Origin of the sequence: Streptomyces roseirectus (genome assembly GCF_014489635.1) — a bacterium.
In the GTDB taxonomy this organism is placed as follows: domain Bacteria; phylum Actinomycetota; class Actinomycetes; order Streptomycetales; family Streptomycetaceae; genus Streptomyces; species Streptomyces roseirectus.
Genome location: NZ_CP060828.1, coordinates 9,878,290 through 9,902,528 on the forward strand (window position 1 = coordinate 9,878,290; position 24,239 = coordinate 9,902,528).

21 protein-coding genes are annotated in these 24,239 nt (G+C 73.0%); 14 read left to right on the forward strand and 7 right to left on the reverse strand.

Going from position 1 to position 24,239, the window contains the following annotated elements:
* Positions 1-28 precede the first annotated feature (28 nt).
* From IAG44_RS42595 to IAG44_RS42610, 4 genes are all read left to right on the forward strand, one after another.
* Entirely contained in the window at positions 29-994 is a 966-nt protein-coding gene (locus tag IAG44_RS42595) for an alpha/beta hydrolase (protein WP_187752360.1), read from the forward strand.
* 68 nt (positions 995-1,062) lie between these two features.
* Positions 1,063-1,737, forward strand: a complete 675-nt coding sequence (locus IAG44_RS42600) for a helix-turn-helix domain-containing protein (protein WP_187752361.1) — start codon at positions 1,063-1,065, stop codon at positions 1,735-1,737.
* A gap of 82 nt (positions 1,738-1,819) precedes the next feature.
* Positions 1,820-2,779, forward strand: coding sequence for an alpha/beta hydrolase (locus IAG44_RS42605; RefSeq protein ID WP_187752362.1), 960 nt, complete (start codon positions 1,820-1,822; stop codon positions 2,777-2,779).
* Between the two features lie 337 nt (positions 2,780-3,116).
* The gene (locus tag IAG44_RS42610; protein WP_187752363.1) at positions 3,117-3,827 is read left to right on the forward strand and encodes an alpha/beta fold hydrolase; all 711 of its coding nucleotides are present in this window, start codon (positions 3,117-3,119) and stop codon (positions 3,825-3,827) included.
* Positions 3,828-3,916: 89 nt separating this feature from the next.
* Here IAG44_RS42610 and IAG44_RS42615 read toward each other — a convergent pair whose 3' ends face one another.
* Entirely contained in the window at positions 3,917-4,642 is a 726-nt protein-coding gene (locus IAG44_RS42615; protein ID WP_187752364.1) for a dienelactone hydrolase family protein, read from the reverse strand.
* A gap of 233 nt (positions 4,643-4,875) precedes the next feature.
* On the opposite strand from IAG44_RS42615, the gene IAG44_RS42620 reads away from it, so the two are divergent.
* Positions 4,876-6,765, forward strand: a complete 1,890-nt coding sequence (locus IAG44_RS42620) for a hypothetical protein (protein WP_187752365.1) — start codon at positions 4,876-4,878, stop codon at positions 6,763-6,765.
* A 190-nt stretch (positions 6,766-6,955) separates the two neighbouring features.
* Entirely contained in the window at positions 6,956-8,689 is a 1,734-nt protein-coding gene (locus tag IAG44_RS42625) for a sugar-binding protein (RefSeq protein WP_187752366.1), read from the forward strand.
* 112 nt (positions 8,690-8,801) lie between these two features.
* On the opposite strand, the gene IAG44_RS42630 is transcribed toward IAG44_RS42625, so the two are convergent.
* Positions 8,802-11,036: a zinc-dependent metalloprotease gene (locus IAG44_RS42630; RefSeq protein ID WP_187752367.1), complete on the reverse strand. Its 2,235-nt coding sequence runs from the start codon at positions 11,034-11,036 to the stop codon at positions 8,802-8,804.
* A 137-nt stretch (positions 11,037-11,173) separates the two neighbouring features.
* Between IAG44_RS42630 and IAG44_RS42635 the strand changes: the two genes are divergently transcribed.
* Positions 11,174-12,523 carry a M20/M25/M40 family metallo-hydrolase gene (locus IAG44_RS42635; RefSeq protein WP_187752368.1) on the forward strand — a complete coding sequence of 450 codons (1,350 nt, stop codon included), beginning with the start codon at positions 11,174-11,176 and terminating at the stop codon, positions 12,521-12,523.
* A 40-nt stretch (positions 12,524-12,563) separates the two neighbouring features.
* Here IAG44_RS42635 and IAG44_RS42640 read toward each other — a convergent pair whose 3' ends face one another.
* Positions 12,564-12,953 carry a MerR family transcriptional regulator gene (locus IAG44_RS42640; RefSeq protein WP_187752369.1) on the reverse strand — a complete coding sequence of 130 codons (390 nt, stop codon included), beginning with the start codon at positions 12,951-12,953 and terminating at the stop codon, positions 12,564-12,566.
* Between the two features lie 82 nt (positions 12,954-13,035).
* On the opposite strand from IAG44_RS42640, the gene IAG44_RS44455 reads away from it, so the two are divergent.
* Entirely contained in the window at positions 13,036-13,914 is an 879-nt protein-coding gene (locus IAG44_RS44455) for an NADP-dependent oxidoreductase (protein WP_187752370.1), read from the forward strand.
* A 68-nt stretch (positions 13,915-13,982) separates the two neighbouring features.
* Here IAG44_RS44455 and IAG44_RS42650 read toward each other — a convergent pair whose 3' ends face one another.
* Both IAG44_RS42650 and IAG44_RS42655 read right to left on the reverse strand, forming a co-directional pair.
* Positions 13,983-14,177 (reverse strand): hypothetical protein, encoded by a 195-nt coding sequence (locus IAG44_RS42650; RefSeq protein ID WP_187752371.1) that lies wholly within the window; start codon positions 14,175-14,177, stop codon positions 13,983-13,985.
* An 82-nt stretch (positions 14,178-14,259) separates the two neighbouring features.
* Entirely contained in the window at positions 14,260-14,982 is a 723-nt protein-coding gene (locus tag IAG44_RS42655) for a TioE family transcriptional regulator (protein ID WP_187752372.1), read from the reverse strand.
* 58 nt (positions 14,983-15,040) lie between these two features.
* Here IAG44_RS42655 and IAG44_RS42660 point away from each other — a divergent pair, with 58 nt between their 5' ends.
* Positions 15,041-16,201 (forward strand): erythromycin esterase family protein, encoded by a 1,161-nt coding sequence (locus IAG44_RS42660; protein ID WP_187752373.1) that lies wholly within the window; start codon positions 15,041-15,043, stop codon positions 16,199-16,201.
* Between the two features lie 53 nt (positions 16,202-16,254).
* Positions 16,255-16,665: a VOC family protein gene (locus IAG44_RS42665; RefSeq protein WP_187752374.1), complete on the forward strand. Its 411-nt coding sequence runs from the start codon at positions 16,255-16,257 to the stop codon at positions 16,663-16,665.
* Here IAG44_RS42665 and IAG44_RS42670 read toward each other — a convergent pair.
* A complete protein-coding gene (locus IAG44_RS42670; protein ID WP_187752375.1) occupies positions 16,648-16,878 on the reverse strand; it encodes a hypothetical protein in 231 nt (76 codons plus the stop codon). The two genes, IAG44_RS42665 and IAG44_RS42670, sit on opposite strands and share 18 nt — an antisense overlap.
* Positions 16,879-16,906: 28 nt before the next feature.
* Between IAG44_RS42670 and IAG44_RS42675 the strand changes: the two genes are divergently transcribed.
* The 4 genes from IAG44_RS42675 (at position 16,907) to meaB (ending at position 22,648) form a co-directional block, all read left to right on the forward strand.
* A complete protein-coding gene (locus tag IAG44_RS42675) occupies positions 16,907-17,599 on the forward strand; it encodes an alpha/beta fold hydrolase (RefSeq protein ID WP_187752376.1) in 693 nt (230 codons plus the stop codon).
* Between the two features lie 101 nt (positions 17,600-17,700).
* Positions 17,701-19,491: a methylmalonyl-CoA mutase family protein gene (locus IAG44_RS42680; protein WP_187752377.1), complete on the forward strand. Its 1,791-nt coding sequence runs from the start codon at positions 17,701-17,703 to the stop codon at positions 19,489-19,491.
* The gene (gene scpA / locus IAG44_RS42685; protein WP_187752378.1) at positions 19,491-21,665 is read left to right on the forward strand and encodes a methylmalonyl-CoA mutase; all 2,175 of its coding nucleotides are present in this window, start codon (positions 19,491-19,493) and stop codon (positions 21,663-21,665) included. The genes IAG44_RS42680 and scpA overlap by 1 nt, the downstream gene beginning before the upstream one ends.
* Positions 21,662-22,648: a methylmalonyl Co-A mutase-associated GTPase MeaB gene (gene meaB / locus IAG44_RS42690; RefSeq protein ID WP_187752379.1), complete on the forward strand. Its 987-nt coding sequence runs from the start codon at positions 21,662-21,664 to the stop codon at positions 22,646-22,648. The genes scpA and meaB overlap by 4 nt, the downstream gene beginning before the upstream one ends.
* A 695-nt stretch (positions 22,649-23,343) precedes the next feature.
* Here meaB and IAG44_RS42695 read toward each other — a convergent pair.
* Positions 23,344-23,808, reverse strand: coding sequence for an SsgA family sporulation/cell division regulator (locus IAG44_RS42695; RefSeq protein WP_187752380.1), 465 nt, complete (start codon positions 23,806-23,808; stop codon positions 23,344-23,346).
* Positions 23,809-24,239 lie beyond the last annotated feature (431 nt).

The following is a 24,239-nucleotide window of genomic DNA, read 5'->3' on the forward strand; positions in this document are numbered from 1 at the left end:
GCTCGTCCAGGAGCCGTGAAGGAGGCGCGTGAACCCGGACCGCCCTGTCCTCGACCCCCTCGTCCGCCGGTTCGTCGACGCCTCGGCGGGCCCGCCGCACCTGCACCGCATCGGCCCCGCCGACGGCCGCGAGGCCCTGCTGGAGATGCAGGGCCACCCGGCCGACGACGGGGGAGCGGACGCCGAGTTCGCCGTCGCGCCCGTCGGCCCCGCCGGCCTCGTCGGCTTCTGGCTCTTCCGCCCCCGCCGCGCCACCGGCCCCCTGCCCGTCGTCGTCTACCTCCACGGCGGCCGGTGGATGCTCGGCGACGCCCGCACCCACGCCCGCCTCGTCACCGAACTCGCCGACGCGAGCGGCGCCGCCTTCCTCGTCCCCGAGTACACCCGCACCCCCGAAGCCCGCTACCCCGTCGCCCTGGAGGAGGCGTACGCCACCCTGACCTGGGCCGTCGACAACGCCGGCGCGCTCGGACTCGACGGCCGGCGCCTCGCCGTCGCCGGGGACTGCGCCGGCGCGACCCTGGCGACCGCCCTCACCCTGACCGCGAAACAGCGCGGCGGCCCCCGCATCCGCGCCCAGCTCCTGTACTGCCCGCTCACCGACCCCGACGCCGACACCGACTCGGCGGCCCGGTTCGCCACCGGCTACTTCCTCACCCGCGACGCCGTCGCCTGGTACTGGCAGGAGTACGCCGACGCACCCCACGACCTCACCGAACCGACCGCCGCCCCGGCCCGCGCCAGCGCCGCCGACCTCGCCGGACTCCCGCCCGCCCTGATCGTCTCCGCCGAGGCCGACGTCGTCCGCGACGAGGGCGAGCAGTACGCGCGGCTGCTGCGGCGGGCGGGCGTCGCGGTGACCGCCGTGCGCTACCTGGGGACTGTGCACGACTTCGTGTCCCTGAACGCCCTGCGCGACAGCCCGCCCAGCCGGGCGGCCGTCTCACAGGGGGCCAGGTTTCTGGCGTCCGCGCTTCGACAGTCGACTTACTGATGCGTGCGGCGCGGACCGTCGGCAGGGTGGAGGCAGCAGCCGCCCGCCCGCCTCCGGAGGTCAGGACCTTGCCGACCAGGCACGTCGAACTCGTACCGTCCCCACCGCAGGCGCCCGGTGGAGACTTCCTCCACCTGGCGCTGACCGGCGGGCACCTGACCTTCTGGGACGGCACCCGCCCGCCCGACGGGACGACCCTCTTCCGCGTCCCCCGCCGCCACCTCGCCCTCACCACGGCGGACCTCGACCGCCTCACCGGCACCTCCTTGCGCGGCGGCCTCGCGGACCTCGTCGCCGGCTGCCTCACCGTCCTCGCCGCCGAGACCGGACGCCCCGGCTCGCCGGTCGCCGGACGCCTCGCCCGCAGCGCCGCCGACCTGCTCGCCATCCTCGCCCTCGACCTCGCCGGCCCGGACGAGCCCGGCGGCGCGCTGCTGCCCCGCATCCGCGCCTTCATCGAGGACCACCTCACCGACCCCGCCCTCGGCCCCGAGTCCATCGCGCGCGCCCACCACATCTCCGTGCGCTACCTGCACAAGCTGTTCCAGAGCGACGGCACCACAGTCGGCCGCTGGATCCGGCGGCGCCGGCTCGACTCCTGCCGCCACGAACTCGCGAGCCGCACGGTCACCGTCGCCGCCGTCGCCCACCGCTGGGGCTTCACCAGCCCCTCCCACTTCAGCCGCACCTTCCGCGACGCGTACGGCATGTCACCGCGCGAGTGGCGGGTGCGTGCGCGCTGAGAACGACGCCCGTGCGCCGGCGGGCAACTCCCCGGCGCACCCCGCACCTACCGTGAAACCACCTCAGGAAAGAGAGAACCCCATGTCAGACCCCATCGAGCCGGTCCTCGAACCCGCCGCCCGCGCCTTCGCCGAGGCCACCGCGAACCCGCCCTACCTCTTCCAACTCCCCCCGGCCGAGGGCCGCAAGGCCGTCGACGACGTCCAGTCCGGGGACATCGTGAAGCCCGACGTCGACGAGGAGTGGGTGACCGTCCCCGGCGGACCGACCGGCAGCGTCCGCGCCCGCATCGTCCGGCCGGCCGGGGCCGAGGGCGCCCTGCCGGTGATCGTCTACATCCACGGCGCCGGGTGGGTCTTCGGTAACGCCCACACCCACGACCGCCTCGTGCGCGAACTCGCCACCGGCTCGGACGCCGCCGTCGTCTTCCCCGAGTACGACCTCTCGCCCGAAGCCCGCTACCCGGTCGCCGTCGAGCAGAACTACACCGTCGCCCGCTGGGTCGTCGAACACGGCGCCGGGCACGGCCTGGACGCCTCGCGCATCGCGGTCGCCGGGGACTCCGTCGGCGGCAACATGGCCGCCGCGCTCACCCTCCTCGCGAAGGAACGCGGCGACCTGCCGCTGGTCCAGCAGGTGCTGTTCTACCCGGTGACCGACGCCCGCTTCGACACCGGCTCCTACGACCAGTTCGCCACCGGGTACTTCCTGCGCCGCGACGGCATGCAGTGGTTCTGGGACCAGTACACGACCGACGAGGCCGACCGCGCGCAGATCACCGCCTCCCCCCTGCGCGCCACCCCCGACCAGCTCACCGGCCTGCCCCCGGCCCTCGTCATCACCGCCGAGGCCGACGTCCTGCGCGACGAGGGCGAGGCATACGCCGCGAAGCTCCGCGCGGCCGACGTCCCCGTCACCGCCGTCCGCTTCCAGGGCGTCATCCACGACTTCGTCATGCTGAACGCCCTGCGCGAGACCCACGCGGCGGAGGCCGCCATCACACTGGCCACGGACACACTGCGCACGGCTCTGCACGCCTGAGGACACCTCCGGCACCGGCTCAGGCCGGCTCCGGTCCATGCTCAGGTCGGCTCCGGCAGCTCGCCCCCGGAGCTGAGACGCCCTCGCCCTTGGAGCGACCCGAGACGCCCCTGCCCCCGGAGCGCTGAGACGCCCTCGCCACGCCTTGAGGATCCCGGTTGCGGCCGCCCGCCCAAGACACCTCCGGCACCCCGGGGAGCCCCGGTGTCCTGGGAACCCCGGCAACCTGGAGAACCCCAGTACCCCGGGAAGCCCCGGCACCCCGGAAACCTCCGCACCCCTGAGAGCAACCCCGGCCCTCCCGGGCCACCCGACAACACCTTACGGAGACCCCGTCATGCCCACGCCCACCGCCGTCCTCGTCCACGGCGCCTTCGCCGACGCCGCGAGCTGGTCCGGCGTCATCGCCGCGCTGCGCGCGGAGGACATCCCGGTGCTCGCCCCGCCCAACCCCCTGCGGGGCCTCGCCGCCGACGCCGCGTACATCGCGTCCGTGGCCGCGCAGACCGACGGCCCGGTCGTCCTCGTCGGGCACTCCTACGGAGGCGCCGTCATCACCGTCGCGGGCGCCGCCGAGAACGTCGTCGGCCTCGTCTACGTCGCCGCGTACGTCCCCGACGAGGGCGAGAGCCTTGGCGAACTCCAGGGCCGCTACCCGCTCGCGCCACTGGCGAGCAACCTGCGCGAGTGGTCGTACCCCACCGAGGCCGGCACCGCGACCGAGTTCACCATCGAGACCGGCGCGTTCCCGCAGGTCTTCGCGGCCGACGTGCCCGCCGACACCACCAAGATCCTCGCCCTGTCCCAACGCCCCCTCGCCGCAAGCGCGTTCACGGAGAAAGCCGCCATCGCAGCCTGGCGCACAAAGCCGTCGTGGGCCGTCATCGCCGACGCCGACCAGGCCATCAACCTCGACGTCCAGCGCTTCGGCGCCACCCGCGCGAACGCCCGCCCCACAGAACTCCCCGGCGCCTCACACGCCGTCGCCGTGTCACGACCGAAGGAGGTCGCGGGGGTGATCGCGGAGGCGGTACGAACGACGGGCTGACGGGGCGGCCGGGACCGAGCGCATCCCCCGCAAGCACGCCCCCGTTGACGGGCCTGGTCCGTGGCCCGGAATCGCGGTTGGCGACCAGATCACTCCGTTGCGGTCAGGCACTCGGCGAGCAGGCCGACGACATCGTGCCAGGCGCGCTCCGCGTGCTGTGGGTGGTAGCCGACGCCGGGGACTGTGGGGTGATCGACCGGCGGATGGTGGAAGGCGTGCAAGGCGCCGCCGTAGACCACGAGGCGCCAGTCGACGCCCGCGGCCCGCATCTCGGCGGTGAACGCGTCCCGTTGCGCGGGCGGCATGATCGGATCTTCCGACCCGACCCCGGCCCACACCGGGCAGCGAATGCGCGCCGCCTCGCCCGGCCGGCCCGTGGTGAGCGCGTTGACTGTCCCGATCGCGCACAGGTCGACGCCGTCGCGCCCGAGTTCCAGCGCGACGGCGCCCCCGGTGCCGTAGCCGACGGCGGCGATCCGGTCCGGGTCGGTCCGAGGCTCGGCGCGCAGCACGTCGAGCGCCGCATGACCGATGCCCCGCATCCGGTCGGGATCGGCGAGCAGCGGCATGCAACGGGCCAGCATCTCCTCGGGATCACCCAGATAACGCCCGCCGTGAAGATCGAAGGCCAGCGCCACGTATCCCAGCCCGGCGAGAGCATCGGCCCGGCGCCGCTCGACATCGCTGAGCCCCATGCCCTCCGGCCCGAGCAACACCGCGGGCCGGCGACCGACTCCAGCCGGGAGCGCGAGGTACCCGATCATCGTCAGCCCGTCGGCCTGGTACTCGACCGTGCGCGTCGTCATCGTCGTCATGCGCCTGGACAGTAGTGATCGCCGAGTCCGATCGGGCCGTTGTTCTGCCGCGGGCAGAACAACGCGGGTGTTCCTCTGAACTGAGGCGCACTCACAACCCCGTCCCCGCGGCAGCGACCTCCACACCACCTGCACTGTCTCCCCACCATGACAGCAACCTTCACCACCCTCGCGGCCACCCGCTTGCGACCCCGCACCGGCCGCCTGATCGCCCTCTGCGTAGGGTCAACGGCATGGGGGACGGGGTGGAAGCAGTCGACTGGGCGCGCCTGAAGCACAACTACGGCTCCGCCGAGGACATACCGGACCTGCTGAGACGGTGCGCGGGCCCGGAATCCGAGGAAGCGGCGGACGAACTCCTGAATCTCCTCTTCCATCAGGGCGGCTGGATCTGCCCGGCGGCCCCGGCCGCCCTCCCCTTCCTGCTCCGACTGGCGGCCGACCCGCACGTAACCGCCCGCCGCACGCTCCTGGAACTGGTGACGCTGCTCGCGGCCGAGGCCGGCCGGCTCACCGCGAAAGTGGACCCGGCCTGGCCCCGGGCCTGGCGACTGGCGCTCCCCGACGTCCTCGCCCTCCTGGACGCCCCCGAGCCGGAGATCCGCCGTGCCGCAGCCAACATCACCGCCGCCTGCGCCACCCCCGGCGCCGACCTCCTCCCGCCGCTGCTGACCCGCTGGCAGGCGGAGGACGACCTGCCCACCCGCCTCGACCTGATCCTCGCCCTCGGCCGCGCCGCCCACCGCGCACCGGCGGGCGACCGGTACGACGAGGCCCGCACCGTCCTGCACGCCCAGCTCGACGCCCCGCACCTCCAACTCCGCCTGGCGGCCCTGCACGCCCTCGCTCCCGTCACCCCCGGCCTCGCGGAGAACCACCTGCCCCAGGCGCTGGCCGCGATCCGCGACTCCGGCGTGGAACTGTGGCGCCACACCGGCACGGTCGGCAACGGCGCCCAAGCGGTCCAGCACTGGACCGCCGACCTGTTCCCCGGCCCGTCCCCCGCCTACGTCCTCGGCCTGCTCGCCGACCACCCCGACGACGAGCAGCGCATCGGCGCCCTCTCCCGGGCGGGCACCCTCCTGTCCTCATGGCGCTCGCCGGCCAGGGCCCTTCTCCCGCTCCTCGCGGAACGCCTCACCGACCCCGTCCCCGAAGTCCGCTACCGGGCCGTCGAGTTGCTGGCCTGCCTCGGTCCGGCGGCCACCGCCTACGCCGACGACGTCGCCGCGCTCCTCGACGACACCGCGACGCGCACGACATACCAAGGGGAGTCCGTCGCCGACGCGGCCGTCTGGGCGCTGGCCCGGATGAACGATCCGCGCTGCCTGCCGGCTCTGACCGCGTGCGTGGCCGCAACCCGCCCCGGCTTCGGAGCGGGCACGGGCTACCTCGGCACCGGTCTCGCCCACTGCCCGGGCCTCCCGGCCCTCCCCGAGATACTGCTCCGACTCCCCGACCACGCACAGCGGTTGCTCCCCGCGATCATCACCACGGACGACGACCGACTCCTGCGCCTGTGCGCCACCCTCGCCGTCTGGGGCCCGACGGCACACCAGGCCGTACCCCGCCTCCTGACCCTCCTGGCCGACGACCGGCACTGGATCCCGGCGGCCGAAGCCCTGGCCGGGATCGGAACAGCCGCCCACGAGGCAAGCGTCCCCCTGCTGGCCCGGACCCGCTCCGGCGACGCCCCCCGACTCGCCGCATGGGCCCACTGGAAAGTCGGCGGCGACCCCGGCCCGCTGCTCGAAACGGCCGGCACCGAAACCCCCGCCGACCTCCGCAGACTCGCCGATCTGGGCCCGCACGCCGCCCCCTTCACCGCCGCCCTCCGCACGGCCATGGCCACCCCCGACCCCTGGACCCAGGTCGAGGCCGCCCATGCCCTCTGGTCCGCGACCGGCGACACCGAGACCACGGCCCCGGTCCTCACAGCAGCCCTGCGAGCCCTGGCCGCCGGAACCTACCGCCCGGTCATGCTCCCCGCCCTGCGCTACCTGACCCGCATGGGCCGCACCCCGGCCTTCCTGAAGGACGTCCCCTCGGACGACCGCCGCCTGCGTTACTTCGGCGGCTGGCGTGCGTTCACCGAGGACGAGGCCATCCGCGCGGCACTGTAGAAACCCCCGGCACCACGGAAACCCCCGGCGTGGGCAAGCCGCTCACCGCAATGGCCGAGCATCCCCCAGCGAAGTCGGCCCGATTCTGACCATGTTTCACGTGAAACAAGGCTTTTCATCGCTGATGAGGCATCACCAGGGCGCTACTGTGCGGATCCGCCGCCCCCACCCGCCCATCCCAGGACCCCGCATGCGCCGCCGCACCCTCCTCACCACCGCCCTCGCCCTCGGCGCCGTCGCCGCAGGACACGCCCCCGCCCACCGCCCCGACCCCGCCCACAACGACGTCCTCTTCATCGGCGCCCACCCCGACGACGAGGCCCAGAACCTCGCCACGTTCGGCCAGTGGCACGAACACCACGGACTCACCACCGGCATCATCACCGTCACCAGGGGAGAGGGCGGCGGCAACGCGACGGGCCCTGAGGAGGGCGCCGCACTCGGGCTGATCCGGGAGACCGAGGAACGCGCGGCGACCGCCTACGCGGGCATCGAGAACATCTACTACCTAGACAAGCCCGACTTCTGGTACACACTCTCCGCCCCGCTGACCGCCCGGATCTGGGACGAGGACGACACCCTGGAACGCATCGTCCACCTGATCCGCCGGACCACCCCGCACACCGTCGTCACCATGGACCCCCGCCCCGCCGGCCAGCACGGCGCCCACCAGCTCTCCGCACGGCTGGCCATCGAGGCGTTCTGGAAGGCCGCCGACCCGACAGCGTTCCCCGCACCGGGCCTCGCCCCCTGGCGCGCCGTCCGACTCCTCGCCCAGAACCCCCACTTCACGCACCTCCTGGGCCCCGACGAGTCGAGGAAACCCCGCACCGACCCCCACACCGGCCTCCCCGTCCTCGGCGTCTGGTCCGGCACCCCCTCCCGCGTCCACCGCACGACCTGGGCCCAGGCCGAACGCACCGCCTCCCGCGCCTACCGCACCCAGGGCTGGACATCCCTGCACCCCCACGTCCCCACGGACCCCGCCCGGCTGGACTCCGACTGGTTCACCCTCCTCGCCGACGACTCCCGCCCGATCGAGGCCCCCGTACGGGACAGCGCCCGACTCCGCCCCCGCTACGCGGAGTTCCACGCCTGGGCCCACCGCACCGGCCTGCCCTGGCTCGCCAACGGCGCCCAGCCCGACCACCCGCGACGCCCGTCGACCACGATCCCCGCGGTGTCCCGCCCACCGGCCGGCCCGGACGCCTACCCCGGCCCCGAACTCCCGCTCACCCACTGGGAAGGCGACACCCCCACCCCCGCCGACTGCTCGGCCACCGCCCGCCTCGCCCGCCACGGCGACGACCTGTACGTCCTCGTCCACGTGACCGACGACCGTCCGGGCGCCGCCCTCGCCCCCGGCGACGTCAAACGCCACTGGCGCACCGACGCCGTCGAGATCGCCCTCGACCCGCGCGGCGACTCGGACGACACCTCGACGACGTTCAAGACCGGCATCGTCCCGCGCACCGCGCCCCACGGCGGCCCCGCCGCAGAGCGCGACGCCGACCACCACCAGGGCCCGGCACCCGCATCCATGCGCGTGACGGCCACCGTCACCGACCCCTACCGGGGCTACACGATCGAGGCGAGGATCCCCCTGTCCGCCCTCCCCGCCCCCGCCGACCCCGACCGCTTCGCCCTCAACATCCTCGTCTACGACTCCGACACGAACGACCACACCGGCCAGACCCGCCTCGCCTGGTCCCCACACGGCACCCCCCAGGCCGACCCCTACGTCTGGGGCACAGCCCACCTCCCCGGCCACACCCCCGCCCCGCCCACCCCCACGACCCCCCCGATCATCCCGACCGAGGCCGCCACCAGCGCCACCTCCCCAGCAGCCCTCACCCAGGCCCACCGCACAGGCATCCCGATCCCCGCACCCCCGAGGCCCCACTCCTCCGGCTCCCCCTCCTGAACAGCGAAAACCGGCCGTAGAGACCGCCCTCCGGCAACACCCCCGGCGCCGCCCCCACCGCGAGCTGCGCGTCATACGTGTGGACGGCCATCAGAACCCCCTCTCCACAGCACTAGTTGGGCGCCCCCGGCGGCACCCGAGGCGCCGGCTCCAGCCGCACCGCAGCAGGATCCGCCAGATACGAGACGACCAACTCACCTCCCGCGCGCCGATGCCCGTCCCCGAGCCGCACCTCCTCGGCGAACCGCCGCAACGCGTCCCGGAGTTCGGCACGGACCACGGCATGCACCCCGTCCCCCTCCAGCACGCGCAGCGCATGATGCAGCACGGTCCAGTCACCCGTCCGCTGCACGACCACCCCCGCCGGCACGTCCGCCGCGACCGCGTCCTCCCGCAGCCACGACGCCCCCAGTACCGCGCCGACGACCTCCGCCACCCCCGGCACCGAGGGATCCGCCGCATGCTGCCAGGCCACCCGGTTGAGCCGGGCCGGATCCAGCAGGGCCTCCGTCACCAGCGTCGCGGCGACCCGGACGGCGCTGAAGGGGTCGAAGACCCGCCCGGCGGCCGTGTCGTAGTACTGATCGCTCCTCTCGTACCGGATCGCGGGCGGCGTCAGAGCGCCCAGCACACTCCGCGGCAGCGCGAGTTCCTCGGCCCGCAGCAGCGCGGCGAGCCGGAACAGCGCCTTCCGCTGCACACCCGCGTCCACCGCGACGACCCCCGCCCCCGCGTCCCCCGCCACGCCGTACCGGTACCGCACCCCGCCGACCAGCCGCGCGACAGCCGTCACCTCGTGCCGGTGCAGCAGATGCAGCAGCACGGCCCGCTCCTCCAGCTCCCCGGTCTGCCGGTCCGGCGGCAGCACCCCGCGCGAGAACCCGCCCAGCGCGACCCGCCGCACCTGGAGGATCCGCTCCAGCGCGGGGAGCGCGTCCCCGGAGGTCACCCACGGCACCCCGTCCGCGTGGGCCGCGCCGGCCCCGTGCCCGTCCTCGTCCGTGACATACGCGAGATGCCCGAACTCGGCTCGCAGCTCGGCGAGTTGATCTTCCGTCAGATCCTCGTACGCGTGCCGCACGAGGAAGTGGTCCCAGGGCCCGAGCCCCACCGCGTAGGCGCCGGACATCTCGATCTCCCCGTCCGGCGTGACCCCGATACGGGCGTGCGGATAGTCCATCACGGACGGATGCGCGTGCCGCGTACTCGCGTAGTTGTGCATGAACCCCAGCGCGTGCCCGATCTCGTGCGCGGCGAGCTGCCGGATCCGCGCGAGCACCAACTCCTCGACGGCCGCGAGCCGTTCGGCCTCCCGGGGATGCCCGTACGGGGCGAGCAGCGCCTCACCGAGCGCCCTCACCTGCTCGACCCGCTGCGACCCGAGCCGCACCCGCGCGTGCAGCACCTCCCCGGTCCGGGGATCGGTGAGCCCCTGCCCGAGCGACCACCCGCGCCCGGCCCGGTGCACCCACACCACCCCGTTCACCCCGGGCTCGTACGGATCGAAGTCCGCACCCCCGGCCTCCACCCGGTACGCCTCCGGCAACCCGATCCCGGCGAACCCCTCCCGCCACCAGTTCCCGCCCTCCACGACCGCCGACCGCAACGGCTCCGGCACGGCGGGATCCACCTGGAACACGACCGCCGGAGCGCCACCCCCCACCCGGAACCGGGGCTGGAACCTGACCTGCCGCCCACCGAGCCCGTGATCCACGTACCCGACCCCGTACCCGCCGGACCCGGGGTGATACGCCCGGGGCGTGAGCGCCACCGAGGGCAACGGCACGAGATTCAGCTGCTGGACGACCGTCACGGCACGCGGATCGGCCGCCACCGCCCGCACCGCGGCCCCCTGCCCCGGCCCCCGGAACGTGAGGAGCGCGGGCAACCGCACCCCACCCGGCGACACACTCCCCGCCAGCGGCACACTCGCCGACGCGTCGAGGACGTACTCACCCTGCCCCCGCTCGGCCAGATGCTCGGCGATGCGGTCGTGGTCGTACAGCGCGAGCCCCGTCGCGTCCACGACGACCAGCCCGCCCTCCTCCCGCAGCACCGGCCCGCCCCACACCACCGACACCGCGAACGACTCCGCCCCGGCCCGCACGGCGGCGGCCTCCCCCGTACTGAGGAAATGCTTGTTGCGGACGACGAACAGCACCCGCTCCCCGACCCGCCGGAACTCCGCGAGCCGCGCCTTGCCCGCCCGCCCCCGGTCCAGCCACAACTCACTGGAACCGAGCCCCTGGGACAGTGAGACGGTCAGCAGGAACGGCTCCCCGAAACGACGCACCCCCAGCAGGGGACGCCCCTCGGGATCCGGGACGACTTCGAGGAAACCGGGCACGACAGAACCTTTCCTTCCCGGCGCGCACCGTGCTCACCGCGCCGACCGGCCGGAAACCCCATGCGCACGGCTGAGTCCACCCACCCTATCCAGGCACCCGCTTGTGCCCGCGCGGGTCCACACCCACGATGAACCCCATGAGCCCTGACCGGCGGACCACCCCGAACCCCCAGGAAACGGTCGACCTGCTGTCCGCGCTGATCCGCAACGCTTGCGTCAACGACGGCACCCCCACCCCGGAGTCCGGCGGCGAGGCCCGCAACGCCGACACCCTGGACGACTACTTCTCCGCCACCTCCGTGGAGACCGAACGGCTCGAACCCGTCCCCGGCCGCGTCACCACCCTCTACCGGGTCCCCGGCCACGACCCGAAGGCCCCCGCGCTCACCCTCCTCGGCCACACCGACGTCGTCCCGGCCGACCCCCGCACCTGGAGCCGCGCCCCGTTCTCCGGCGAGGTGAGCGACGGGATCGTGTGGGGGAGAGGCGCCATCGACATGCTCAACCTCACCTCCGCGATGGCCGTCGTCACCGCGGCCGCCGCCCGCTCACCCCGCAGACTCGCCGGCGACCTGGTCTTCGCCGCCGTCGCCGACGAGGAGGCCGGCAGCCGCCATGGCGTCGGCTGGATCGCCGAACACAGCCCCGGCCTGCTGCCCTGGGACCACGCCCTCACCGAGACCGCCGGCGCCCATGTCGGCCCCCGCGCCGTCACCGTCACCGTCGGCGAGAAGGGCGCCTTCCCGCGCCGCCTGCACATCCGCGGCAGCTCGGGCCACGGCTCGATGCCCTGGGGCAGCGACAACGCCGCCCTCCTCGCCGCCGAGGCCGCCCTCAGGATCGCCCGCCACCGCACCCCCGCCCACCCCGACGAACGCTGGCCCGACTTCGTCCACGCCGCCCACCTCCCCGCCGACGTCACCACCGGCCTCCTCGATCCCGACACCCTCGACGACCACCTCGCCCACCTCGGCGACAGCGCCCGCTTCGCCCACGCCCTCACCCACCTCACCTTCGCCCCGACCGTCCTGAAGTCCGGCGACACACTCAACGTCATCCCCTCCACCGCCGTCGTCGACATCGACGTCCGCTCCCTCCCCGGCCAGGACGACGACGACATCGACGCCGAACTCCGCCGCGCGCTCGGCGACCTGTCCGCCCGCGTCGAGATCGAACACCTCGACCGCCGCACCGCCTCCGCGTCCCCCGCGAGCCGCCTCTACGACGTGGTCGCCGACGCCGTCCGCCACCAGCTCCCCGGCACCGAGGTACTGCCCACCCTCACCACCGGCGGCACCGACGCCCGCTTCGTCCGCGACGCCGGCGGAGTCGCCTACGGCTTCGGCGTCTACGCCCCCGGCTGGGACGTCGGCAAGACCCGCAGACTCTTCCACGGCGACGACGAACACATCGACACCGAGAGCCTGCACCTCACCACCCACGCCCTCGACGAGGTCATCCACACCTTCCTGAACAACACCCCCTGACAAGAGAACGACCCCCGTCGGCACACGGCCCCCGCCCCGCTCACCGGCCCGGCGCGGCCAGCGCACGGCGGCGGACATCCTCCGGCGCCGCCGCGATGACCCGGTCCAACGCCCCCAGCGACGCCTCCAGCTCGGCGATCGACCCCGCGATGCGCTGCCGCTCGCGATGCAGGTCGGCCACCAGATCCGAACACGTCGGCACCAGCCCGTCCGCCGTGTCCCGCAGGCACGGCAGGACCGCGGCGATGGTCGCCGTGCTCAGCCCGGCCGCCAGCAGCGAACGGATCCGGCGGACCGCGTCGACGTCGTCGTCCGCGTACTCCCGGTACCCGCTGGGCCGCCGCTGCGGACACAGCAACCCCTGCTCCTCGTAGTACCGCAGCAGCCGCTCGTGCACCCCGGTCCTCCGCGCCAACTCCCCGATCCGCACAGCCTGTTCGCCTTCCGCTTGACTCTCACACCGATGTCAGAGTCTAGCGTCGGTGATCAGCGACGACCCCGAGGAGACAGACATGCGCGCAGTACGGATCGACCAGCACGGCGGCCCCGAAGTCCTCACCGTCCGTGAGATCCCCGACCCCGTCCCCGCCCCCGGCGAAGTCCTGATCAGGGCGGCCGCCAGCAGCCTCAACCCGGTCGACTGGAAGACCCGCGCCCGCGACGTCGGCCCCGACCTCCCCGCCACCCTCGGCTGGGACCTCTCCGGCACGGTCGTCACCGCGAACGACGCCCCCTTCCACCCCGGCGACCAGGTCATCGCCATGTCCGCCCAGATCGCCACCGGCCGCGGCACCTGGTCCGAACTCGTCGCCCTCCCCGCCCACCTGATCACCCACGCCCCCACCACCATCCCCCTCACCGACGCCGCCGCCCTCCCGCTCGCCGGCGTCACCGCCGTCCAGGCCCTCGACAAGACCGGCGTCACCCGCGACTCCCGCCTCCTGGTCATCGGCGCGACCGGAGCCGTGGGCGGCATCGCCGTCCAGCTCGCCCGCCACACCGGCGCCACGATCGACGCCCTGGTCTCCCGCCCCGCCCACATCGCCGAGGCCCGCGAACTCGGCGCCACCCACGCGACCCACACCCTCACCGACCTGTGCCCCGCCACCTACGACGCCGTCCTCGACACCGTCGGCCTGGACGCCGGCCACCTCCTCACCCCCGGCGGACGCTACGTCTCCATCGCCGACGAACCCCTCCCCGACGTCCCCGGCGCCCTCAAGAGCTACGTCCAGGAGAACGCCGCCCACCTCGCCCACCTCACCACCCTCATCGACAAGAACGAACTCCACCTCCGCATCGCCACCCGCCACCCCCTCGACGAAATCCGCACCGCCCACGAGAAGTTCGAGGCCGGGGGAGTACTGGGCAAAATCCTCCTCACCTTCTGACCCCGCACCCCTGAGGCCGCCTCCAGCCCCGTCGGCGCGCTAAAAGGCACATGCCCCGAACGCGCCTGTTACCCGCCCTCGCCGGCTGCTCGGCACCCCCGGCCGACCCAACCCCCACCGGAGACTTCGGCGCGCTCGCCCAAGCGGTCGTCGAACGCCGCACACCTGACGGCGAACAGACCGGAGCCCCACACCACCGCCACCACCACGACCACCGTCGACTCGGTGAGCGGAGACGGCGACACCGTGACCGTCCTGCTCACCGAGGACACCACCCTCACCCACGAACAAGCCGACGTCACCACCGAGTTCCAGACCCACCACCGCTTCGTCCAGACCAACCCCTCAGGAACCCCCTTCCCGCACCCGCACATACCCCTCCAACTCCGCCGCCCCACCCAGCAACGCCCGCCCCCGCACCGTGAGCCTTGCCCGCCACTCACCCAGCACGGCCTGCAACGGCTCCACCCCGCCCGCCTCCCGCACCCGCGACACCACCGGTGCGATCCGCTCCAGCAGATAACCCCCGCGCCGGAGCTGACGCACCAGCAGCGCATCGCGCACCGCCACCTCGCCGTACACGCGATACCCCGTCACCGGATCCCGCTCCGGCCGCACCAGCCCGGCCCGCTCCCACTTCCGCAACGTCGCCGCCCGCACCCCGAGCCGCGCCGCCAGCACCCCGACGAACACCCCGCCCGGCTCGGACAACGGCACCGGCGTGAGATCACGCACCGCGCCCTCCACCGCCTCCAGCGTCCGCCGGTCCTCCAGCAACTGCGCATGACTCCCGTCGACGAGCCGCAACGCCCCCTCGACGTCCCCCGAGTTCACCGCCCGCATGATCGCCGCCGCCGTGGCGTGACCGTGCCCCGGCACCAGCGCGAGAAACGCCCCGAGCGCCCGCGCGTGCACCGGCGTGTAGACGCGGTACCCACTCGCCGTCCGCTCGGCGACCGGCAGGATCCCGTCCCGCTCGTAATTGCGCACCGCCTGAGCCGACAACCCGTGCGCCCGCGCCAGATCGACAGGCCGAAGCCGCACACCGCTTTGAAGGTCACGCCCCATATCCCCACCACCTCAAGTCCAAAGCCTAAACCGGAAGTTCAACGATACCGTTGAACCCATGCCCACCCAGCCCGAGCACACCCTCGACGCCGCAGCCCTCCTCGCCCTCCTCCCCACCCGCCCGAGAATCCTCGCCCTCGGCGAACCCGTCCACGGCGAGGAAACCCTCCTCGAACTCCGCAACGACGTCTTCCGCCAGCTCGTGGAAGACCACGGCTACCGCACCATCGCCCTGGAGAGCGACTGCCTGCGCGCCCTCCTCGTCGACGACCACATCACCACCGGCACCGGCACCCTCGACGACGTCATGACCCACGGCTTCAGCCACGACCACGGCACCTCCCCGGCCAACCGCGCCCTCGTCCGCTGGATGCGCGCCCACAACGAGACCCGCCCCGCCACCGACCACGTCCACTTCGCCGGCCTGGACGCCCCCTGGGAGATCACCCACGCCGAAAGCCCCCGCGCCCCCCTCACCGCACTCCACACCCACCTCGCCGGCCTGACCGACCTCCCCTGCACCGCCGAAACCCTCGACGACCTCCTGGGCCCCGACGACGAGTGGACCGACCCGGCGGCGATGACCGACCCCACCCGCTCCAAAGGCCGCTCACCCGAAGCCCGGCACCTACGCCTCCTCACCGACGACCTGACCACCCTCCTCGCCCAACACCCCCACTCCGCCCGCCCCCACCTCCACGCCCGCACCGCCACCGCCCTCCTGCGCTACCACCACTGGATGGCCGACCCCACCCCCGCCCGCATGACCCGCCTCTGCGCCCTGCGCGACGCCACCATGGCCGACAACCTCCACACCCTCGCCACCCAGGCCCCCGTCCTCGTCCACGCCCACAACTCCCACCTCCAACGCGACAAAAGCACCATGCGGATGTGGCAGGGCCCCGTCGAATGGTGGAGCGCCGGCGCCCTCACCACCACCTCCTACGCCTTCATCGCCACAGCCATCGGCACCCTCCCCCACCGAGGCATCACCACCCCACCCCCGGACACCCTGGAAGGCACCCTCTACACCACCCCCCACCCCCACCACTTCCTCACCCCCGCCCACCTCCCCACCACCCTCACCCCCCGAACCTCCCCCTGGTTCGGCTACGCCCCCCTCGCCCCGTCCCACCTCCCCGGCATCGACGCCCTCCTGTACGTGAAAGACGTCCACCAGAAACAGCACCCCACCCCTCTAGGACACAACCTGACCTAGAAGCCCCCTACCGTCACTCCCGAAGCCCACCGAACCCACCCCCGGGAGTCCCCATGCTGCGCGGCGTCACCACAGTCCGCTTCCACACCCCCGACCTCGAAGCCGCCAAGCACTGGTACACCGAACTCCTCGGCACACCCCCCTACTTCGACCGCCCCGGCTACGCCGAGTTCCGCATCGGCGACTACGAACACGAACTCGGCCTCCTGGACACCGCGTTCACCGCGACCCTCGGCGCCCACACCCACACCCCCGCCTCCGGCACGGTCACCTACTGGCACGTCGACGACGTCACCTCCGCCCTCGACCGCCTCCTGGCCCTCGGCGCCACCCTCCACGAACCCCTCCGCGAGTTCGGCGAAGGCTTCACCGGCGCCGCCGTCGTCGACCCCTTCGGCAACCTCCTCGGCATCATGAACAACCGCCACTACACGGACATCCTCACCTCACGCCGGCAGCCGTGACATCACGTCCCTCGGTAACGAGGGATTGGCGGCGGCCGCCCGCACCACCGCCTCGTCCCCGTCCTGAACCAACCCCACCAGCACCTCCACCGGCAGAGCCGGATGCGCCGCCGCGACCACCCGCGCCCGCACATCCCCCAGACACGCGACCAGAGCCGCCCCGCGCGCATCCGCCCGCCCCGCCACCACCCGCACCCCGAAGATGAGATCCACACACGGACAACCACCCGAAGGAAGACCCATGAAACTCCACACCCACACCTGGGGAACCGGCCCCCGAACCGCCGCCCTCATCCACGGCATCATGTCCGACCACCGCACCTGGCACCGAGTGGGCCCCGCCCTCGCCGCCCAGGGCTACCAGGTCACCGCCGTCGACCTCCGAGGCCACGGCGCAAGCCCCCGAGGCGACTACAGCGCCGAAGCCTGGGCCGACGACCTCGTCGACACCCTCCCACCCACCCTCGACCTGGCCATAGGCCACTCCCTCGGCGGCATGGCCCTCGCCCTCGCCGCAGCCCGCCTCACCCCCGCGAAAGCCGTCTACGCGGACCCCGCCTGGCCCCTCCACCAGGCGAAGAACGTGGACGCCGCCGTCTTCACCAGCCTCAAACAGGCGACCCGGGACGACATCGCCACCCTCAACCCCCGCTGGTCCGAGGACGACATACGCACCGAACTCGCCACCCTCGCCGCCTGGGACCCCGCATCCGCCCACGCCGTCTTCGGCACCCACGCCATCGACCACACCCCCACCCACCCCACGGTCCCCTCCCTGGTCCTCACCGCCGACCCGAGCCCCCTCATCCCACCCGCACTCGCCACCCGCCTCAAAGAACAGGGCTTCGACGTCAGACCCGTCCCCGGCGCCGGCCACACCCTCCACCGCGACGACTTCGACGCCTTCATGGACGCCCTCCACGGCTGGATCTGACACCTGAACAGACAACGAGATCACGATCACAGTTCAACCGAGGGAAAGATCACAGCCAGGCCCTCTGCTGCCCCATCCCGCCCGTGACCTAGCATCCGAGCATGACGGTCCTGCCTGACGACGGGCTAGAACTTGCCGGCGAATTCCCCGACGTGCCCCATGAGCAGTGGCAGCGCCTGGTGGCGGATGTCCTGCGCAAGACGGGCAAGGACGTCGAGGGAGACGCCGCCGAGGACGCCCTGTCCACCGCGCTGGAGGACGGGTTGCGCACCCGCCCCCTCTACACCGCGCGCGACACAGCCCCCGCGCCCGGCCTGCCCGGCTTCGCCCCCTACACCAGAGGCTCCCGCGCCGAGGGCAACACCAACGGCGGCTGGGACGTACGGCAGTGCCACACCGTCCCCGACAAGGACGCGGTCCTCACCGACCTGGAGAACGGCGTCACGTCCCTGTGGCTGTCGGGCATCCCGGTGGCGGACCTCGCCGCGACCCTGGACGGCGTGTACCTGGACCTGGCCCCGGTCATCCTGGACGCGGGCGCGGAAACAGCCCCCGCCGCCCGGGAGTTGCTGCACCTGTACGACGCCCGGGGCGTGGCGAAGAACGCCGTCCGCGGCAACCTGGGCGCCGACCCCCTGGCCCACGAGGCCCGCACCGGCGCGAGCGCCGACATCCCGGCAGCGTCCCTGGCCCGCCTGTGCGCCGAGGAGTACCCGGGCCTGCGCGCGCTGACGGTGGACGCCCTTCCCTACCACGAGGCGGGCGGCTCGGCGGCACAAGAACTCGGCACCTCCCTCGCCACAGCCGTCGCCTACCTGCGCGACCTCACCGAAGCGGGCCTCAGCGCCGAACAGGCCGCCGCCCAACTGGAGTTCCGCTACGCCGCCACCGCCGACCAGTTCCTGACGATGGCGAAACTGCGCGCGGCACGGCGCCTGTGGTCGCGAGTCACGGAAGTGTGCGGCGCATCCGGCGCGGGCGGCCAGGTCCAGCACGCGGTGACGTCATCGGTGATGATGACCCGCCGTGACCCATGGGTGAACATGCTGCGGACGACAGTAGCAGCACTGGCCGCCGGCACAGCCGGCGCCGACGCCGTGACGGTCCTCCCCTTCGACCACGCCCTGGGCCTGCCGGACGCCTTCTCACGCCGCATCGCCCGCAACACCTCCACGGTATTGATCGAGGAGTCGTACCTGGCCCGTGTGGTCGACCCTGCGGGCGGCTCCTGGTACGTGGAGCGCCTGACGGACGAACTCGCCCACGCCGCCTGGGAGTTCTTCCAGGGAATCGAGCGGGACGGCGGCATGGCGACGGCGCTGCGCTCGGGCCGCCTCGCCGACGACCTGGCCGCGACGTGGGAGGCCCGTTCGAAGAGACTCGCGCACCGCCGCGAACCGGTCACCGGCGTGAGCGAGTTCCCCCACCTCACGGAGAAGCCCGTCACCCGCACCCCGGCCCCCGCACCCCTGTCGGGCGGCCTGCCGCGCGTACGGCGGGACGAAGCGTTCGAGGCACTGCGGGCCCGTTCGGATGCCCACCTCGCGGAGACGGGTTCCCGCCCCCGGGTGTACCTCGCGGCGCTGGGCCCGGCGTCCGCGCACTCCGCGCGCCTCGTCTTCGCCGCGGGCCTGTTCGAGGCGGGCGGCATCGAGGTGGTGTCGGAGGGGTCGTTCCAGGAGAGCGGCACCACCGAGGCATGTCTGTGCTCCAGCGACGCCGTCTACGGGGAAAAGGCCGCGAGCACGGCGGAAGCCCTCAGGTCCGAGGGCGCCGCACATGTGTCCCTGGCCGGCCGGGGCGAGTACCCCGGCATCGATTCGTATGTCTTCGCGGGCTGTGACGCCGTGGGCGTGCTGTCCGCGGCCCTCGACCGTTTGGGAGTGTCGTGATGGGGATCCCCGACTTCTCGGGCATCGGGCTGGGCGTGCCGGAGCCCGACGCGGCCCTGGCGGACTGGGAAGCGGCCGTGAAGAACGCCGCAGACGGCGCGGGCCGGCTGTGGGAGACCCCGGAGGGCATCCCGGTCAAACCGCTGTATACGGGCCGTGACCTGGAGGGCCTGGACTTCCTGGCGACATATCCGGGTGCGGCGCCGTTCCTGCGAGGCCCGTACCCGACGATGTACGTCAACCAGCCCTGGACGATCCGCCAGTACGCGGGTTTCTCGACGGCGGAGGAATCGAACGCGTTCTACCGCCGCAATCTCGCGGCGGGCCAGAAGGGCCTGTCGGTCGCGTTCGACCTGCCGACGCACCGGGGGTACGACAGCGACCACCCGCGCGTCACAGGCGACGTCGGCATGGCGGGCGTGGCGATCGACTCGATCGAGGACATGCGCCGGCTGTTCGAGGGCATTCCGCTGGACCGCATGACGGTGTCGATGACGATGAACGGTGCCGTGCTGCCGGTGCTGGCCCTCTACATCGTCGCGGCGGAGGAACAGGGCGTGCCGGCGGAGAAGCTGGCGGGGACCATCCAGAACGACATCCTCAAGGAGTTCATGGTCCGCAACACCTACATCTATCCGCCGGGCCCGTCGATGCGGATCATCTCCGACATCTTCGCGTTCACCTCGCAGCGGATGCCGCGCTACAACTCGATCTCGATCTCCGGCTACCACATCCAGGAGGCCGGTGCGACGGCCGATCTGGAGCTGGCCTACACCCTCGCGGACGGTGTCGAGTACATCCGCGCGGGCCGTGCGGCGGGCCTGGACGTGGACGCGTTCGCACCGCGCCTGTCGTTCTTCTGGGCGATCGGCATGAACTACTTCATGGAGATCGCGAAGCTGCGCGCGGCCCGCCTGCTGTGGGCGAAACTGGTGCGCGAGTTCGGTCCGAACAACCCCAAGTCGCTGTCCCTGCGGACCCATTCGCAGACGTCGGGCTGGTCACTGACCGCGCAGGACGTGTTCAACAACGTCACCCGTACCTGTGTGGAGGCGATGGCGGCGACACAGGGCCACACCCAGTCGCTGCACACCAACGCCCTGGACGAGGCGCTGGCACTGCCGACGGATTTCTCGGCCCGCATCGCGCGAAACACGCAGTTGCTGATCCAGCAGGAATCAGGCACGACCCGTGTCATCGATCCCTGGGGCGGCAGCGCCTACGTGGAACGCCTCACCCACGACCTGGCCCGGCGTGCCTGGCAGCACATCCAGGAGGTCGAGCGGGCGGGAGGCATGGCACGGGCCATCGACGCGGGCATCCCGAAACTCCGCGTGGAGGAGGCCGCCGCGCGCGTCCAGGCGCGGATCGACTCGGGCCGCCAGCCGGTGATCGGGGTGAACAAGTACCGGGTGGGGTCGGACGAGGACATCGAGGTCCTGCGCGTGGACAACTCGTCCGTGCGCACCCGGCAGATCGACGGGCTGCGCCGCCTGCGCGCCGGACGCGACCAGCAGGCGTGCCAGGACGCGCTGGACGCGCTGACCCGCGGCGCGTCGGACGGGGGGAATCTCCTGGAACTGGCGGTCCGCGCGGCGCGTGCGCGGGCGACGGTGGGGGAGATCTCGGACGCTCTGGAGAAGGTGTTCGGGCGGTACGCGGGCCAGGTCCGTACGATCTCCGGTGTGTATCGCAACGAGGCGGGGGAGTCCGTGAACGTGGAGCGCACCCGCGCCCTGGTGGAGGCATTCGCGCAGGCCGAGGGCCGCCGTCCGCGGATCCTGGTGGCGAAGATGGGCCAGGACGGCCACGACCGGGGCCAGAAGGTCATCGCGACCGCGTTCGCCGACCTCGGTTTCGACGTCGACGTCGGCCCCCTGTTCCAGACCCCGGCCGAGGTCGCCCGCCAGGCCGTCGAGGCGGACGTCCACATCGTCGGCGTGTCCTCCCTCGCCGCCGGCCACCTCACCCTGGTGCCGGCGCTGCGGGAGGAACTGGCGGCGGAGGACCGCGGGGACATCATGGTCGTCGTCGGCGGAGTGATCCCCCCGCAGGACGTCCCCGTCCTGCGGGAGATGGGCGCGGCGGCGGTGTTCCCGCCGGGCACGGTGATCCCCGATGCGGCGCGCGATCTGGTGGAGCGTCTGGCGGCGGGCCTGGGGCACGAGCTGTGACGGACGTCGGCGCCTACGTCGAGGGCGTGCTGGCCGGGAAGCGGGGGGTGATCGCGCGTGCGGTGACGCTGGTGGAGTCGGCGAGTGCGCGTGATCGCGAGGCGGCACGGGAACTGGTGTCGGCGCTTCTTCCCCACAGTGGCCGCGCGCGCCGCATCGGCGTGAGCGGGGTCCCCGGTGTCGGGAAGTCGACGTTCATCGACGCGTTCGGCACGATGCTGACGGGTCTCGGCCACCGCGTCGCGGTCCTGGCGGTGGACCCCTCCTCCGCCCGCACCGGCGGGTCGGTCCTGGGCGACAAGACGCGCATGGGGCGGCTGGCGGTGGACCCGGCGGCGTTCGTGCGTCCGTCTCCGTCGTCGGGCCTGCTGGGCGGGGTGGCGCGGGCGACGCGCGAGTCGGTGGTGGTGATGGAGGCGGCCGGCTATGACGTGGTGCTGGTGGAGACGGTGGGGGTGGGTCAGTCGGAGACGGTGGTCGCGGAGATGACGGACTCGTTCCTGCTGCTGTCCCTGGCCCGTACGGGTGATCAGCTACAGGGCATCAAGAAGGGGGTCCTGGAGCTGGCCGACGTGGTCGCGGTGAACAAGGCGGACGGCCCGCACGAGAGAGAGGCCCGCGCGGCGGCCCGCGAGCTGGCGGGGGCGCTGCGTCTGATGCACGGCCGCGACGCGGCCTGGACGCCACCGGTGCTGAGCTGCAGTGCCCTTGAGTCGCGGGGACTCGGCGAGGTGTGGGAGTCTCTGGAACGCCATCGCGGCCTGCTGGCCTCCACGGGCCGCCTGGCCGCTCGCCGCGAGGAGCAGCAGGTGGCGTGGATGTGGTCGGCGGTCCGTGACACCCTCCTGTCCCGGCTGCGGACCGATCCCGCGGTCCGTGCGCTGGCCCCGGCTCTGGAGGAGCAGGTCCGTGCGGGCGTCCTGCCCGCGGGCGCGGCGGCGGACCGCATCGCGGAGGCTTTCGGCAACCCACCGCCGACGTGACGCATGCCCGGCGTGCACGCTCCCCCGTGGTGCGGCAGCGACCAGGGAGGTGCCAGGCCGGCGTGCGCCGACGACGCGCCGACGCACGCCGTATCCGGCCCCTCCGGTGCCCGCCCGACTGACACCGCTCACGGCCGACCACCCGGAGTCGGACCGGTGCGCGCCGGGTCAGGAGGCGGTGCGCGGGCGGCGGTTCAACACGTTCCTGGCCGAGGCGCCGCGCGGTCGAAGATCGAGGAGAGGCGGGAGGGCCGACCGCCGGATGTCCGTCCCGACTGCTCCGCACTGCTCCGCCTGCGGCGAAGGGAAGCTCACCGGCGGGCACAAGTCGTTCCGGCACGAGATCCTTCGCAGGATGCCGCTCAGCCAGAGCCCGGGCCTCTTCGCGACCGGCCGCACGGGCCATCGCCGTCGGCGACGTCGTACCGGTGCACTCCGAGGCGCTGGGCGGCGTGCGGCTGTCGGGGCGACCTGGGCACGCCCACTTCGGCAGCGCCCCTGAACCAGGTGCCTCGGCTGCGAGCGTTCACCGTCGATGACCTGTCCGGGACGGCGCCTGCGCCTGTCTCCTGCCCCGCCAAGTCCCGGAGGCGGGAGGTGTGGCTGTACGGCATTACCGAGAGGGCGTCGAACGGGAGGAACTGTTCGACGCCCTCGGCTTCTTGGGCCGGACGAAGCGCGGACAACGGCCGGGCTCAAGGAGCCGTGGGGTCCCCGAGCAGGCCCGCCGTGGTGACCTCCCAGTCGACATCGGCGAGTTCCGCACCGGAGGGAACGAGCTGACAGGTGCGCTCCAGCCATTCCGCCAGCGGGGGGATGGGCACCTCGAACAGAGCCGCCATGTCGCCGGAAGCCAGCTGGAGCCGGGCGGTGGAGCGGTCGTGGAAGGGGGACGGCCACAGCTGGACGTCGCCGAGACCGCTCATCGAGTACAGCCCCTGGTGCAGAAGGTCCCGGCCGATGCGCCACTGGACACAGGGCCCGCCTTCGGCACGGAGCTCCACGCACACGATCAAGGGACTGCGCGGGTCGAACCGGAACTCTGCCCTGATGGCCTGCCGGGCGGAGACATCCAGTACCCGCTCGATGTCCAGGACCAGCTGGAGCTGACCGTACGGCACGGCTCGACGCGCGGGCACACCTGGTCGGTTGCCGCTCATGACGGGGCGATCCTTCCCTCGGACGGAAGCTGGCCCGACCCACTGTCGTCTCCGCGGAACCCCCGTGCATAAGTAACTTGACCGTCCGCCACCACGAACCACGGGGCCTCGACGTCAAGTCATTCGACGGTCGCCCGGCGCCCGGCCCTGGCCCGTTCGGCCCAGGGAAGCGCGCCGAGGCGTTCGAAGGCATCGGCGGCCGGGGCCAGGAGAGTGCGAAGGGCCCGGCGCGCGTACGGCCGGAAGGCGGCAGGGGATGTGATGCCGACGCCGTGGGGGCGGGCCCGGTGTCATGCCGACCGCCGCGGCCCCCGCCCCCCCGGTCCACGGAAGGCAGCCTCTCGAACGCCCGCCGATCGACTCCACCGTCCCCCACCCCCTTCCCCGCCCTGGGGTTCACGATGCCGTTCCCGACGGGCCGTCGGGCGGGA